This is a genomic window from Salinibacterium sp. ZJ70 (assembly GCF_011751865.2).
Taxonomy (GTDB): Bacteria; Actinomycetota; Actinomycetes; order Actinomycetales; family Microbacteriaceae; genus Homoserinibacter.
In genome coordinates this window covers 1,720,298-1,735,094 of sequence record NZ_CP061770.1, presented here as the reverse complement: position 1 = coordinate 1,735,094, position 14,797 = coordinate 1,720,298, and the positions used below count along the sequence as shown (strand labels likewise).

The following is a 14,797-nucleotide window of genomic DNA, read 5'->3' as shown; positions in this document are numbered from 1 at the left end:
CTCGTTCCAAGGATCATGGGGAAGGATGGGGGTCTCACCTCAAGGAGTCCTCTCGTGCCCCGTTTCCTCCCCGTTCTCGCTGTCGTCGCGCTCGGCGTCGCTCTCACCGGCTGCGCCTCCGACGAGCCCGAGGCTCCCTCGACGAGTGCGCCCGATGGCCAGGCCGAGTGCGCCGCTCCCGGCAAGGCGTCCGACTCCGTGATCGTGACGGGTGAGTTCGGCGAGACGCCGACCGTCGAGTTCTCGGCACCGCTCGCGGCATCGACGCTCGAGCGAACGGTCGTGAAGAAGGGCGACGGTCGCGCGGTGGAGGCTGGCGACCAGGTGTTCGTCGACCTCGCGCTGTACGACGGACAGTCGGGTGAGCTCGTCGACGTGTCCGACTTCGACGGGGTGGGCCTCGGCCTCCCGCTCGTCGAGGGCTACACCGCTCAGGAGTTCATCGACATCATCACGTGCAGCACCGTCGGCTCGCGCGTCGTCGCGGTGGTTCCCGCAGCGGAGGGCGGCGACTCCGACTCGACGGCCGTCGTCGTGCTCGACGTGCTGCCGCTTCCGACGCCCGCCGCATGGACTGAGAACGTTCCGGAGGTCGTGTTCGGCGAGGACGGCACGCCCGTCGTGACCATCCCGCAGACGGAGGCACCCACGCAGCTGCAGGTCGCGGTGCTGACCGAAGGCGACGGGCCGGTCGTGGAGGACGGCGACGACGTCACCGTCGACTACATGGGCCTGCGCTGGGACACGAACGAGGTCTTCGACGAGTCGTTCTCCCGCGAGCCCACGACCTTCGGCACGGGCGACGTCGTCCGCGGCTTCGGGGCAGCGCTCGTCGGGCAGAAGGTCGGCACGACACTTCTCGTGTCGATTCCGCCGGCGCTCGGCTACGGCGTGGAGGAGACCTCGAACGGCCTCGGCGGCAAGACGCTCGTCTTCCTGGTCGAGATCGCCGACACCAAGAACTGACGGTCGAGCGGCGCGGATAGGCTCGAGGCATGTCGCGTCGTCGTGTGCTCGTCCTCGGTTCCACGGGCTCGATCGGAGTCCAGGCGCTCGAGGTGATCGCCGCGAATCCCGACCGCTTCGAGCTCGTCGGGATCGCCGCGGGTCGCAACGCCGAGGCTCTCGAGCGCCAGGCTGCGGACACCGGCGTCGCCCGCACGGCGCTCGGCATCGACGACGCCGTCGCACTCGTGGGTGATGTCGAAGCCGACGTCGTCGTCAACGGCATCACGGGATCCGTGGGACTGGCAGCGACGCTCGCCGTGCTCGAGACGGGGGCGACGCTCGCGCTCGCCAACAAGGAGAGCCTCATCGTGGGCGGCGACCTCGTGCTCGCCGCCGCAGCACCCGGGCAGATCGTCCCTGTCGACTCGGAGCATTCTGCGCTCGCGCAGGCGATCATGGCGGGGGCGCACGACGAGGTTCGCCGACTCGTGGTCACCGCATCCGGGGGCCCGTTCCGCGGGTTCACGCGGGAGCGACTCGCGGATGTGCGCCCCGCCGATGCTCTCGCGCATCCCACCTGGGACATGGGGCGCGTCATCACGACCAACTCGGCGACGCTCGTCAACAAGGGGCTCGAGGTGATCGAGGCGCACCTGCTCTTCGGCATCCCCTACGAGCGGATCGACGTCGTCGTGCATCCGCAGTCGATCGTGCACTCGATGGTGGAGTTCGTCGACGGTTCGACGATCGCGCAGGCCTCGCCGCCCGACATGCGCCTTCCGATCTCGCTCGCGCTCGATTGGCCGCACCGCGTGCCGGGCGCAGGCGTGCCGATCGACTGGACGCGCGCGCAGGAGTGGACGTTCGAACCGCTCGACGACGAGACATTCCCAGCTGTCGCGCTCGCGCGGCGAGTGGGCGAGCTCGGGGGCACCTACCCTGCGGTCTACAACGCCGCCAACGAGCAGGCGGTCGACGCCTTCCACGAGGGCCGCGTGCCGTTCCTCGGCATCGTCGACACCATCCGACGCGTGGTCGACGCGCACACGCCGGGGGAATCCACCCTCGAGGGTGTGCTCGCCGCGGAGACGTGGGCGCGCGCCGAGGCGGACCGGATCCTCGCCGAGCATCCCTCGCGCTGAGTGACGCACGGGGCGCGCACAGCCAGCACCCGGGCCGACCTGAGCGCGCTCTCAGCGCCGGATCGCTAACCTGACGCTGTGGAAACCGTGCTGCTGTACGCCCTCGGCGTGATCATCGTCGCCGTCGGCATCGCCGTCTCGATCGGCCTCCACGAGATCGGCCATCTGCTGCCCGCGAAGCTCTTCGGGGTGAAGGTCGGGCAGTTCATGATCGGCTTCGGTCCCACGCTGTGGTCCCGGCGCCGGGGTGAGACCGAGTACGGCATCAAAGCCATCCCCCTCGGCGGCTACATCTCGATGGCGGGCATGTATCCACCCGAGCGCGTCGGTGCGCGCGCCCGCACCGCGAGCACCGGATTCTTCGACACCCTCGTGCAGGACGCCCGGGACCAGTCCGCCGACACCATCACTCCCGGCGATGAGGAGCGCACGTTCTATCGGCTCCCCGTCGCGAAGCGCATCGTCGTGATGCTGGGCGGCCCGCTCATGAACCTCCTCATCGCGATCGTCCTGTACGCGATCGTGCTGTGCGGCTTCGGCCTCCCGCAGTACTCGACGACGCTCGGCAGCGTCAACGAGTGCGTCGCGACGAACGTCGAGCAGACCGAGTGCACGTCGACCGATCCCATCGCGCCCGCGGCAGAGGCGGGCCTGCTGCCCGGAGACCGCCTCATCTCGATCGCCGGCCAGCCGATCGAGGAGTGGGCGGATGTCAGTGCCGCGATCCGCCCCAACGCCGATCGCGCCATCCCGTTCGTGGTCGAGCGCGACGGCACGCAGCTGACGCTGAACGTGACGCCCCTGCTGAGCGAGCGTCCGCTGGTCGACGAGAACGGCGAGTATCTGCGCGGCGACGACGGCGAGATCCTCACCGAGCCGCTCGGATTCGTCGGCATCGGCCCCGCGACCGAGAAGGTGCGCCAGCCGGTGACGGCCGTTCTGCCCGCGGTAGGCGACAACGTCGTGCGCGTGGGGGAGATCATCCTGACCCTCCCGCAGCGGCTCGTGCAGGTCGCCCAGGCCGCTTTCGGCGGCGACGATCGCGACCCGAACGGGCCCATCAGCGTGGTCGGCGTCGGACGCCTCGCGGGCGAGATGACGGCGCTCGACGCCGCGCCCGTCGCGGATCGCGCCTCAGGGCTGCTGCAGATGCTCGCGTCGCTCAACGTCGCGCTCTTCGTGTTCAACCTCATCCCGCTGCTGCCGCTCGATGGCGGCCACGTCGCGGGCGCCCTGTGGGAGGCGATCCGTCGCGGCTTCGCGAAGCTCTTCCGCAAGCCCGATCCCGGTCCCGTCGACATCGCGCGGCTCGTGCCCGTGACGCTCGTGATCGTCGCCGTGCTCGGTCTCATGAGTGCGCTGCTCATCTACGCGGACATCGTCAATCCCATCACCCTCGGCTAGCGCGCGCGGCAGGTCGGTGTGACGATTACGGAATGACGCGACGCATCCGCACCGTCCCCGCATCGGATGCCCGATGGGATGACCTGCAGGAGGTCTTCCGCGGCCGCGGCGACGCCCGAGGTTGCCAGTGCCAGTGGTTCCGTGTGCGTGACAAGGAGTTCGCGGCGATGCCCCACGCCGAGCGCGAGGCCAGGTTCCGCGAGCAGACGTCATGCGAAAGGCCCGGCCGTCCGACGACGGGTCTGGTGGCGTTCGACGGCGACGAGGCTGTGGGGTGGGTCGCCGTCGAACCACGGTCCGCGTACGTGCGCCTCGTGCGTGGGCGGCTGCCCTGGGCAGGCCGCGAGGAGGACCCCGAGGACGCGTCCGTGTGGGCGATCGTGTGCTTCGTGGTGCGAGACGGCCACCGCGGGACGGGGATCGGCGCTGAGCTCGCGCGCGCGGCAGTCGCCTATGCCCGGAAGCACGGCGCGCGAGCCGTGGAAGGCTACCCGCGGCATCGCGCAGAGGGGCGCGCGCAATCCGCAGCCGACTTCTACGTCGGCTCGCCCGGGATGTTCGCAGAGGCCGGGATGCGAGAGGTGTCGCGCCCGAACCCTCGCCGATCCGTCATGCGCGTCGATTTCGGGTGACGCCCAGCGCGTGATCGGTGCGCGTCCAGGCGGCGGTAGGCACCGCCGCCTAGAGTGGTCGGGTGCCTGCTCTGAACATCGGGATGCCCAAGCCCGCCCCTGAGATCCTCGCCCCACGACGCAAGTCGCGACAGATCAAGGTGGGCAAGGTCCTCGTCGGTGGGGATGCGCCCGTGAGCGTTCAGTCGATGACCACGACCCCCACCACCAACATCAACGCGACCCTCCAGCAGATCGCCGAGCTCACCGCATCCGGCTGTGACATCGTGCGCGTCGCCGTGCCCAGCCAGGACGACGCGGATGTGCTCCACATCATCGCCAAGAAGAGCCAGATCCCGGTCATCGCCGACATCCACTTCCAGCCGAAGTACGTCTTCCAGGCCATCGACGCGGGCTGTGCCGCGGTGCGCGTGAACCCCGGCAACATCCGCCAGTTCGACGACAAGGTGGGGGAGATCGCGAAGGCCGCGAAGGACGCCGGAGTGTCGCTGCGCATCGGTGTGAACGCCGGATCGCTCGACAAGCGCCTGCTCGCCAAGTACGGTCGCGCGACGCCGGAGGCTCTCGTCGAGAGCGCCGTCTGGGAAGCGAGCCTGTTCGAGGAGCACGACTTCCACGACTTCAAGATCTCGGTCAAGCACAACGACCCCATCGTCATGGTGAAGGCCTACCGGATGCTCGCCGAGCGCGGCGACTGGCCGCTTCACCTCGGCGTCACGGAGGCCGGTCCTGCCTTCCAAGGCACGATCAAGTCGGCCACGGCGTTCGGAATCCTCCTCTCGGAGGGCATCGGCGACACCATCCGCGTCTCGCTGTCGGCGCCCCCCGCCGAGGAGGTCAAGGTGGGTCTGCAGATCCTGCAGTCCCTCAACCTCCGCGAGCGCAAGCTCGAGATCGTCTCGTGCCCGTCGTGCGGTCGCGCCCAGGTCGACGTGTACACGCTCGCCGATTCGGTGACGGAGGGCCTCAAGGATGTGACGGTGCCGTTGCGCGTCGCCGTCATGGGGTGCGTCGTCAACGGACCGGGAGAGGCGCGCGAAGCCGACCTCGGTGTCGCCTCCGGCAACGGCAAGGGGCAGATCTTCGTCAAGGGCGAAGTCATCAAGACCGTGCCCGAGGCCGAGATCGTGCAGACGCTCATCGAGGAGGCGCGTCGCCTGGCCGATGAGATGGGCCCGGACGCGGCCCTCGGCGCCCCCGTCGTCGTCACGCGCTGAGAGCGGCGCACAGTGCGAGGCGTGCCCTGTCCCCGGCCGCCATGCACTGCCCCAGTGGGCCCCGTCGGCAGGTGACATGCGCGCGGCCCGCGGCGCCGGCTTTCCCGCCGCTCGCGGTGCAGCGTTGTCGATCGGGGTCGCTCGTCTCCTCGGCGCACTCGAACTGCGCCTCGGGCGCGCGTCTGTCGGGCCTCACCCCCACGCGCAACCCAGCCGAGGCGCAACTGGTCACCCCCGAAATGGGGGTCCTGCGCGCGTTGGCTCCATAACGGTTTGGTTACGGCCAGCCGCTGAGCGCGCTCGAGTGAGTGAGTCGATCGTGGGCGGGGCGGTTGCCTGCGTGGGGTTCGGATAGCGGGCGCGCCACTCGCTTGTCGATGTTCGACAAGGCGCATGAGAACCCATCGAAGCAATCAGGTATGGGGAATTTTGATGACGCGTCAACTCCCCCCTTCTGGGTGGCAGAATCGCGGTTCTAGTAGACCGCCCGGGTGTGAGCATCAAGGAGGCCCGTCGACGCGCGGGCATTTCGTCCGAAGGAGCACCTCAATGCCCACATCACCCGTCACCACGGCTCGATCGCGCAGCCGAAAGCGCCTCGCCGCGATCGCCGCCGCTGGCACCGTCCTCGCAGCTGGCGTCACCATTCCGTCGCTTGCGGCGTGGACCGACATCGAGTGGATCGCCGGTGGCGTCACCAACAACGGAACTGGTCCGGAGAACCCCGGAGACCCCGGCGACGGCGTCTCAACCGCCACGTTCGAGGTCGTGCAGCGCGCCGTCGAAACCCACGCGTTCGGAGACTACGAAACGCGTAACGGTGCCGACGTCATCAGCTTCGGCGACGCAGCTCGCGCGCTCACGCCCGGTGACACCGTCTACGCCTGGGTGCAGCTGAAGACCGTCGACAACTCGCTCGGTGGCACCCTCGCCCTCGAGCCGGACAACGCGGATGCGGCGGCGACTGAGATCGAGGAAGCCCTGCAGTACGGTGCGCGCATCGTCCCGGCGATCGCCGACTGCACTGCCACTGGCTACAATGCGGCCGGCTCCGAGCTGCTTCAGGCCTCGGGCACCTCGATCCTCGGCCCGGCCACCAGTGCAGACTTCAGCCTGGCGGCAGACGGCGCAGACACCAAGACCGTCTGCATCGAGCTCGCGCTTCCTGCATCGGCGGACCAGGACCTCCAGGGCCAGAGCTTCGTGCCCTACTGGAAGTTCACGGCCACCTCGGTCGCCCCGTAAGGCAGGCGCCAATGACTGAACTGCAGCACCCGGTTGCTTCGGCTGCCCCCGCAGCTGAGGAGTCCGCTCCCGCGCCCCGCGCGCGGCGCCGGGTGCTGCAGTTCTCCTCGCACCTTCTGCTGGGTATCGCCGCGCTCGTCGGAATCATGGTCATCCTCGCTGCGGTCGCCCCGCTTGTCGGGCTCCAGGCAGTTCGGCTCGCTACCGGGTCGATGAGCCCCACCTATCCGGCGGGAAGTGTGGTTGTGGTGCGTGACGTCCCCGCCGACACAGTCGCCGTCGGCGACGTGGTCACCATCGTGCGAAGCGACGGCACACCCGTCACCCACCGCATCGTCGAGCACGAGCCGATGCCGGGCGGAGCGACCATCCGCATGCGCGGCGACGCAAATGCCCACGACGACCCGGCACCCTATATCGCTGCGCGAGTCGGGCTCGTGCTCGGGGGAGTGCCAGCCATCGGATACTTCTTCGCGCTCGCAGAGCACCCCCTGTTCGTTCCTCTCGCCGCGACGATCGTCGCGCTTCTCGTGCTCTGGGCCTGGTGGCCCGAGCGCCGCAGCCCACGCCACCGCAAGAACCCAGAACCATCCGAACGGAGAATCGCATGACACACGTCGCGCGCTACGCTGTCGTCGCCGCGCTCGCGGCAGCGATGGTGATCGGGTTTGCGGATGGAGCCTTGGCCTCACCCCGTGCTGTCGTCGACGTCGATTCGGGAACGCCCGGTCATCTCATCGTCGAGGTCGACCCCGCTGTCTTCGACGTCGAGCTCGACCCGGGGCAATCCGATGAGTGGCTTGTCACTGTGCGGTCGGAGGCCCCGACCTCCGGAGCTGTCACGTTCGACCTCGTCTCGGCGGGAGCGCTTGCCGAGACTCCGGGCGGCGCATGGCTGTCGCTTGAGGAATGCCCCCGGCCGTGGGCGGGTGCTCAGGGCGTGACCTCGTGCCCGGACGCGGCAGCGATCATCCCCGCCGCTCCGTTCGCCAACATCAGCGAAGCTGTCCGCGACCTGGGCACCCTCCAGCCGGGCGAACAGCGTCACCTGCGCATCCGCGTCGGGGTGCCGGCCGCGGCGCCCACAACTCTCGACGGCGCGGAAGCCGAGTTCGCGCTCACGTTCCGCGGCCTCGGAAACTCAGCCACCGTCGGAACAGTCTCGCCCGAGGGCACGATCGCACTCACCGGTACGGATGCGACCCATCCGGTCATCGTGGGGGGCGCGCTCCTCCTCGCCGGGATGATGCTGATCGTCCTTGTGCGGGCCTGCTTTCGAGAGGAGACCTCATCGTGAAGTTCTTCGGCGTTCGGCCGCGCCACCGCGCCGATAACCCTCGCGCGCCGCGCACCCGAGCAGTGTCAGCCGTCGCCTCGATCGCAGCGGGGAGCCTGCTGGTCAGCGCCGGGGTGACATCCAGCGCGGCGAGCTTCACCGACACCGAGATGGTGCGTGGAGAAGCCGGTGCGCTCAACTGCGCCGCCCCCTCTGGCGTCGTGGATGCGCACGCGTGGGGGCGAATCCTCACGGCGGAGCTGCTGGAATTCGATCTCGACCCCCTCGCCTTCACCGATGGGATCACCGTCGAAAATGTCGCGCCCGCCACGACCAGCGCTGGCCGGAGCAACGCGGGCACCGCCGACTACCTGGGCGACGACGCATGGGAGGCGGCCCTCGACTTGGGCCTGCTGTCGCTCATTCCCCTGGGTGTGGGTCTCACGCTCCCTCTCGACACCGGCACAGGCGTGTACACCCAATACGGACGGGCTTCGAGCAACGGCACGATGATCGGCGCAGCCGGCGCGGTCACCTCGCAGGCGGGCGGCCTTGTGTCGCTCGACCAGCCCAGCGCCGACACCCCGCGAGTCGGAGAGCTGCAACTCTCCGACCTCGTCGACTCTGTGCTTCCGGGGCTGGGTTCCGCCGTGGGCGGCCTCATCACCGACGTCTCGCTCGACATCGGCGCCGTCGGTGCTGTCGCAGAGTTCGACGGCTGCGAAGCCCTGTGGGATGGTGCCGCGGAGGCGCACCTCGACCGCGACTACCTCGTCGCCGACGTCGACCTCCTCGTCCACAGCCCTCTCGTCCAGACGATCGGCACCACGATCTCCGGCACTCTCGACGAGCTCGAAGCGAGTATAAATGCACTCCTCAACTCGCCGCTCGAGGGTGACGCCCTCGCAACGGTCACGGGCCTGCTCGACACCGTGCTCGGCGGGCTGGCGGGAATCGGGCTCGGACAGAACCCGCTCACGGTGCAGATCGGCGGGTCCATTGACCTGCAGCCGGTGCGCGATCTGCTCGACGACGACATCAGCGACGGCGTCGTCACCATCAACCTGTCCGACGGCAGCATCCGCGCCGACCTCGCCGCGCTCGTCGGGCTCGCGTACAAGGACAGCTCGGGTCTCAACGGGCGCGACCCCAATACCTCGATTCTGACCCCGGAGGTCATCAACGCTCTGCTCGCCCGGGTCTCGACGATGCTCGACCGGTTCGTCGTCAAGCAGATCGAGCCGAAGATCCTCGAGCTTCTCTACGGGGTCAACCTCGACGTGCTCATTGCGGCCGACGTCACGCTGAGCGTGCTCGGGTATGAGCTTCTGAACGTTGCGCGCCTGACAGTCGATCTCGATCTCTCCGTCGGGCACCTGCTGGGCCGCCCCGGATACCCGGATAACGGTGTCGACATCGATATCGCGCTCCTCGATGGCTCGATTCTGAGCTTCCTGCTCACCCCGCTCAACCTCCTCATCTCCTCGCTTCTGACGGGTCTGCTCGACCCGATCGTCTCCACGCTCATCCCGGGTCTCGCGGATGCCGTGCTTGTGCCGTTGCTGGGCGTCGTCACGTCGCTCGTCTCGGGCGTCGTCGCCGACCTCGTCGGCACGGCGCTGCCTCCGCTGGTCGAGGCGCTGCGCCCGGTATTCGACCTGCTGGAGTCGGTGGTGAAGCTGACTCTCAACGCGCAACCCGATCAGCCAGGCTCCGTGGGTGCTCCGGTGAGCGCGCCGCGCTCCGGCGAATACTTCGTGAGCGCGCTCAACGTGAAGGTGATCGGCGCTGCGGAAGCAGCGGTTCTCGACCTCTACCTGGCCAATGCGTCCGTCGGGCCGGCGCGAGCGCGCTGAGTCGGCACGACCCGCCCGAGGATTACAGTATTCAGGTGCCTACCCTTCTCTCCCAGCTCTTCGTCCGCACCCTGAAGGAAGAACCCGCCGACGCCGAGGCGACGAGCCACAAGCTGCTCGTCCGCGCCGGGTACATCCGCCGCCAGGCGCCGGGTGTCTTCGCGTGGCTCCCGATGGGCCTGCGCGTGCGCGCCAAGATCGAGAAGGTCATCCGCGAGGAGATGGCCGCAGCCGGTGCGCAGGAGGTGCTGTTCCCCGCGCTGCTGCCCCGCGAGCCCTACGAGGTCACGGGTCGCTGGACCGAGTACGGCGACAACCTGTTCCGCCTGCAGGACCGCAAGGGCGCCGACTACCTCCTCGCGCCCACGCACGAAGAGGTGTTCACGCTCCTCGTGAAGGATCTCTACTCGTCCTACAAGGACCTGCCGCTCACGATCTTCCAGATCCAGGACAAGTACCGCGACGAGGCACGTCCGCGCGCCGGTCTGCTGCGCGGCCGCGAGTTCTCGATGAAGGACGCCTACTCGTTCGACTACACCGACGCCGGGCTCGACGCCTCGTACCAGGCTCAGCGCGACGCCTACGAGCGCATCTTCACGCGCCTCGGGCTCGAGTACGTGATCGTTCAGGCCGATGCGGGCGCCATGGGCGGGTCGCGCTCCGAGGAGTTCCTGCACCCGACTCCCATCGGCGAGGACACCTTCGTGCGCTCGGCGGGCGGCTACGCGGCCAACGTCGAGGCGTACACGACCCCCATCCCGGACGCCCTCCCCATCGAGGGACAGCCCGAGGCGGTCATCCACGACACCCCCGACACCCCCACGATCGCCACCCTCGTCGACGTCGCCAACGCCCTGGTGCCGCGCGAGGACCGTCCGTGGGAGGCCGCCGACACCCTCAAGAACGTCGTGCTCGCGCTCACCCACCTCGACGGCACGCGCGAGCTCGTGATCGTCGGCATCCCCGGCGACCGCGACGTCGACATGAAGCGCGCCGAGGTCGCGTTCGCCCCCGCCGCGGTCGAAGCGGCGACCGAGGCGGACTTCGACAAGAACCCGGGACTCGTCAAGGGCTACATCGGACCGTGGTCGCCCACGGGAGCGATCCTCGGCGAGGAGTCGGCGACCGACATCCGCTACCTGCTCGACCCCCGCGTCGTCGACGGCACCTCGTGGGTCACGGGTGCGAACGTCGAGGGCAAGCACGTGTTCCACCTCGTCGCGGGTCGCGACTTCACCTCCGACGGCATCGCCGAGGTCGCCGAGGTGCGCGCCGGCGACCCCGCTCCCGACGGCTCGGGCCCCGTGGAGCTCGCCCGCGGCATGGAGATCGGCCACGTCTTCCAGCTGGGTCGCAAGTACGCGGACGCGCTCGGGCTCAAGGTGCTCGACGAGAACGGCAAGCTCGTGACCGTCACGATGGGCTCCTACGGCATCGGCGTGACCCGCATCCTCGCGGCGATCGCCGAGACGACCGCTGACGATCGCGGCCTTCTGTGGCCGCGCGGCATCGCGCCGTTCGATGTGCACGTCGTCGCCACCGGCCGCGACCAGGTGGCGTTCGAACTGGCCGCTCAGGTAGCCGCCGACTTCGAGGCGCAGCGCTTCGAGGTGCTCTATGACGACCGTCCGAAGGTCTCTCCCGGCATGAAGTTCGGCGACGCCGAGCTGCTCGGTGTGCCCACGGTCGTGATCGTGGGCCGTGGCGCCGCCGACGGGCTCGTCGAGCTGTGGGACCGCCGCACCAACGAGCGCACCGAGGTGCCCGCCTCCGAGGTCGTCGCCCGCTTCCAGGCGTCCCTCGCCTGACCACCCCGGCCCACACACCCCGAGAATCGTGCCTGATTGCTGATTCAGAACCCCTGAAACGACCAACAGGCACGATTCTCCGGGGGTTGTGGATGGTGGGCCAGCACCACGGCCCCGCACGGGCACCATCGGGAGATGCCCCGACCCCGACAGCACGTCCCGGATGAGCTGAGCGGCGTCCCTCTGCGCTCAGGGCACGCGCGGGAGCTCGGCATCGGCACCTCCCGGATGCGGCGCGAAGACGTGGATCGTCCCTACACGGGCGTCGTGGGGTTCGGGCTCAACCTGTCCAGTGTCGGCGACCGGTGCGCCGCCTATGCGCCGCTGCTGCTCGACGGGCAGGCGTTCAGCCACGGGACGGCGCTCGCGCTCTGGGGCGCGCCGTTGCCGGAGGGCGACGACGATCTGCACCTCTCTGTGCTCTTCCCGCGCACACCGCCGCGCGGCATCGGAGTGCGCGGGCACTCGCTGCGGCACATCGAGACGCGGATGCTCGGCGGGCTCCCCGTGGCGAGCCCGGCGTTCGCGTGGTGTCAGGCCGCGGCGTCTCTGCGTCGTGAGGATCTCGTCGCGGCGGGCGACGCCCTTCTCACCGGACCTCGGATCGGCGGAGTGCGCGGGCCGGGGGTCGTGGCGATCGATGAGCTGGAAAGGGCGGCGGAGCGGCTGCGAGGGTCCCCGGGCTCAGCGCGTGTGGCGTGGGCCGTGCCACGCCTGCGCACAGGCGTCGATTCCCGACCGGAATCGCTCCTGCGGCTGGTGTGCGTGCGAAGTCGCCTCCCCGAGCCACGCGTGGATCATGCCGTCCCGCTCGGGCGCCGTCTCATCCTGCATGCGGACCTCGCGTGGCCGGCCGCACGCGTCGCACTCGAGTACGAGGGTGACGTTCACCGCGTCGACCGGACGACGTGGATGCGCGACCTGGAGCGACGGGAGCTCTTCGAGGATGCGGGCTGGCGCGTCGTCCGTGTGACAGCATCCGACCTCTTCCAGCGGCCCACGGTCCTCACATCGCGCTTGCGACGCCTCCTCGCGGCGCGCACCCCCTGAGATTCGTGCGAGATGGTCGATTCAGGGGCTCTGAATCAACGGACAGGCACGATTCTCGGGGGTTCGAGGGGGCGGGGGCTCACGGTCAGAGCAACGGCTTGCGCCAAAGGGCCACGGAGCGGCGCAGCAGCGTGCGACGACGTGGGGGATTCGCTCGCGCAGCTCGGCGGCGAGCAGCCCGTCGCCGGTTCCCACGTCGAGCGCGGATCGTGCGGAGTGGGGGAGAGCATCGATGATGTGGTGGTGGTGGTGGTGGTGGTGGTGGATGTTGGCGTTCCCACGTGCGACGGGGGCCATCCGGACATGATCTCGGTTCGCACGGCCCCCGCCCCCTGCAGGGACTGCTAGTCGATGTCCGCCGGGAGCGGCTCGACCTCGAGGGGCTCGGGGAGGGCGATGACGCCCTCGACGAGCGACACCGCGGTGTGCCAGAAGCTGCCATCCGGGTTCTCGTAGGCGTAGCCGGGGACGAGCCAGGCGTTGCCGTCGGCGTCCCACATGAGCAGGAGAGTGGCCGTCGCGCTCTCGAGCGTCACGTGCACGACCTCGGGCTCGGGTGCCTCGTCGGGGACGAGGCCGGGCTCGACGATCGGCTCGTCGATGATCGGCTCATCAGCGGAGCCGTCCTCGCCAGCGCCGCTCTCGGCGCCGCGCATCATCGACTCGGCGGCGAACGCCACCATGCCGCCCTGGAAGTCGGGCCCCGCCGCACCGTACCAGCGTCCGTCGGCGAGCCGTTCGACGCCGGCGGCGGGAGAGACGGTGTCGAACGCGCCGCGCTCGACGACCTCGAACGAGTGGCCGGACGCCCAGGCGATCCGTCCCGTGGTCGTCCAGGCCACGGTCTCGACGAGCGCGGTGGCCTGCCCGTCGACGGCGAGGTGCACGGATGCGGTGGTCTGCCACGGGTCTTCGGTGACGGTCACAGCTCCGGGGCCGACGTCGAAGAGCTCCGCCGCCAGGCGCTTCGCCTCGTCGGCGCTCGGCGCGAGCGACTCCGATGCGGGAACCTCAGGCGTCGCGCACGCTTCGTAGCTCTCGCCGTCGACACCTCCCTCGACGGGCACCGTGGTGCACACGGGCTCGGGGTAGGCCGCCGGGTCGCTGTACCACCACTCGCCGACGCCCGACCAGCTGAGCGTGACCGACGGCGCGGTGCCGTCATCCGATCCGACGAGGTAGACGGGGTATTCCGCACTCGACCACTCGGATTCGACGACGTCGCCGTCCACGCCGAGGCGTTCGGCGACCGAACCGAGGACCGACTGCGGGGTGCCCGCGCGGCGCAGCTCGTACACGGAACCGCGTCCGCCATCGGTGCTGAGGCCGGCCCCCGCTTCGTAGCGGTAGTCGACCCACACCATCATGCGCGCGTCGGCGGCGAGGCTCGATGCCTCGGCTGCACCACCGGCGGAGCTGGCCGCGAGGAACAGCGGCGCCTGCGGGGCGAAGGGATTGGCGAGCACGAGTGCGCCGGCGGTGACCGCGGCGAGAGCGGTCGCGGATACGGCCGCCACGCGGGTGGCGCGACCGTGGCGCACGAGCCGCGGGGCGGGGCGCTCTGCAGCGCCGGACACGATGGCCGGGTCGAGAGCGGGCGCGTCGACCGGTGAGGCCGCGCGACGGAGTCGGGACTCTGCGTCGTCCTGGAAGCTGTTCATACCCTGTCTATGTCGCGGGTGTGGCGGATCTTTCATCCGGTCCGGCGGCGATATCCGTGCGGTTCTCGCCCAGCGCGGAGACGAGCGCCTTCTTGGCGCGGTGCAGGCGGATGCTCGCGGCGTTCGCGGTGATGCCGAGCGCGATCGCGGCGTCGCCGACGGCGAGGTCGTCGAGGACGACGAGTGCGAGGATCTCGCGCTGGCCCGCAGGGAGCGATGCCCACGCGGCGGCGAGGTGCGGGTCGCCGTCGAATGCGGCGTCGGCGGCGGGGGCGGAGTCGGGCGCGCTCAGGAAGCCGAGCACGCTGGTGCGCGATGCGAGGCGGCGGCGGTGGTTCGCCACCTGGTACGACGCGATGCGGTACAGCCAGGGCAGCTCCTCACCCGGTGTCACCGTGTCGCGTCGGCGCCACGCGATCGCGAACGCGTCGGCGGCGAGGTCCTCCACGTCGTCGCGCGCGACACGGCGGGCGAGGTAGGCGCTGACGGCGGGCAGGTGCCGCAGGTAGACGGCCTCGAAGGCGGCGTGGTCGTCGGACATGACGACAGTCTGGCTTC

Annotated in this window: 13 protein-coding genes; 11 read left to right on the top strand and 2 right to left on the bottom strand. The window is 69.7% G+C overall.

Going from position 1 to position 14,797, the window contains the following annotated elements; all coding sequences use genetic code 11:
- Nucleotides 1-54 precede the first annotated feature (54 nt).
- The 11 genes from HCR12_RS08210 (at nucleotide 55) to HCR12_RS08160 (ending at nucleotide 12,578) form a co-directional block, all read left to right on the top strand.
- Nucleotides 55-966: an FKBP-type peptidyl-prolyl cis-trans isomerase gene (locus HCR12_RS08210; protein ID WP_166865147.1), complete on the top strand. Its 912-nt coding sequence runs from the start codon at nucleotides 55-57 to the stop codon at nucleotides 964-966.
- A 29-nt stretch (nucleotides 967-995) separates the two neighbouring features.
- The gene (gene dxr, locus HCR12_RS08205) at nucleotides 996-2,090 is read left to right on the top strand and encodes a 1-deoxy-D-xylulose-5-phosphate reductoisomerase (protein WP_166865144.1); all 1,095 of its coding nucleotides are present in this window, start codon (nucleotides 996-998) and stop codon (nucleotides 2,088-2,090) included.
- Between the two features lie 78 nt (nucleotides 2,091-2,168).
- The gene (locus HCR12_RS08200; RefSeq protein ID WP_224763347.1) at nucleotides 2,169-3,494 is read left to right on the top strand and encodes a M50 family metallopeptidase; all 1,326 of its coding nucleotides are present in this window, start codon (nucleotides 2,169-2,171) and stop codon (nucleotides 3,492-3,494) included.
- A gap of 32 nt (nucleotides 3,495-3,526) precedes the next feature.
- Nucleotides 3,527-4,126: a GNAT family N-acetyltransferase gene (locus HCR12_RS08195; RefSeq protein WP_166865141.1), complete on the top strand. Its 600-nt coding sequence runs from the start codon at nucleotides 3,527-3,529 to the stop codon at nucleotides 4,124-4,126.
- 62 nt (nucleotides 4,127-4,188) lie between these two features.
- Nucleotides 4,189-5,343 carry a flavodoxin-dependent (E)-4-hydroxy-3-methylbut-2-enyl-diphosphate synthase gene (gene ispG / locus HCR12_RS08190; protein ID WP_191412323.1) on the top strand — a complete coding sequence of 385 codons (1,155 nt, stop codon included), beginning with the start codon at nucleotides 4,189-4,191 and terminating at the stop codon, nucleotides 5,341-5,343.
- A gap of 549 nt (nucleotides 5,344-5,892) precedes the next feature.
- A complete protein-coding gene (locus HCR12_RS08185; protein ID WP_166865137.1) occupies nucleotides 5,893-6,588 on the top strand; it encodes a hypothetical protein in 696 nt (231 codons plus the stop codon).
- 11 nt (nucleotides 6,589-6,599) lie between these two features.
- Nucleotides 6,600-7,199: a signal peptidase I gene (locus HCR12_RS08180; RefSeq protein WP_166865134.1), complete on the top strand. Its 600-nt coding sequence runs from the start codon at nucleotides 6,600-6,602 to the stop codon at nucleotides 7,197-7,199.
- The gene (locus HCR12_RS08175) at nucleotides 7,196-7,885 is read left to right on the top strand and encodes a hypothetical protein (protein WP_166865131.1); all 690 of its coding nucleotides are present in this window, start codon (nucleotides 7,196-7,198) and stop codon (nucleotides 7,883-7,885) included. The genes HCR12_RS08180 and HCR12_RS08175 overlap by 4 nt, the downstream gene beginning before the upstream one ends.
- A 113-nt stretch (nucleotides 7,886-7,998) precedes the next feature.
- Nucleotides 7,999-9,720 (top strand): choice-of-anchor G family protein, encoded by a 1,722-nt coding sequence (locus HCR12_RS08170; RefSeq protein ID WP_166865128.1) that lies wholly within the window; start codon nucleotides 7,999-8,001, stop codon nucleotides 9,718-9,720.
- Between the two features lie 35 nt (nucleotides 9,721-9,755).
- Nucleotides 9,756-11,528 carry a proline--tRNA ligase gene (locus HCR12_RS08165; RefSeq protein ID WP_166865125.1) on the top strand — a complete coding sequence of 591 codons (1,773 nt, stop codon included), beginning with the start codon at nucleotides 9,756-9,758 and terminating at the stop codon, nucleotides 11,526-11,528.
- A gap of 135 nt (nucleotides 11,529-11,663) precedes the next feature.
- On the top strand, nucleotides 11,664-12,578 hold the full coding sequence (locus tag HCR12_RS08160) for an endonuclease domain-containing protein (protein WP_166865123.1): 915 nt from the start codon (nucleotides 11,664-11,666) through the stop codon (nucleotides 12,576-12,578).
- 344 nt (nucleotides 12,579-12,922) lie between these two features.
- Here the strand turns inward: HCR12_RS08160 and HCR12_RS08155 are convergent, their stop codons facing one another.
- Both HCR12_RS08155 and HCR12_RS08150 read right to left on the bottom strand, forming a co-directional pair.
- Nucleotides 12,923-14,239, bottom strand: a complete 1,317-nt coding sequence (locus HCR12_RS08155; protein ID WP_166865120.1) for a hypothetical protein — start codon at nucleotides 14,237-14,239, stop codon at nucleotides 12,923-12,925.
- A 7-nt stretch (nucleotides 14,240-14,246) separates the two neighbouring features.
- Complete coding sequence (locus tag HCR12_RS08150) at nucleotides 14,247-14,780, bottom strand: RNA polymerase sigma factor (protein WP_166865116.1); 534 nt, start codon at nucleotides 14,778-14,780, stop codon at nucleotides 14,247-14,249.
- Between the last annotated feature and the right edge of the window lie 17 nt (nucleotides 14,781-14,797).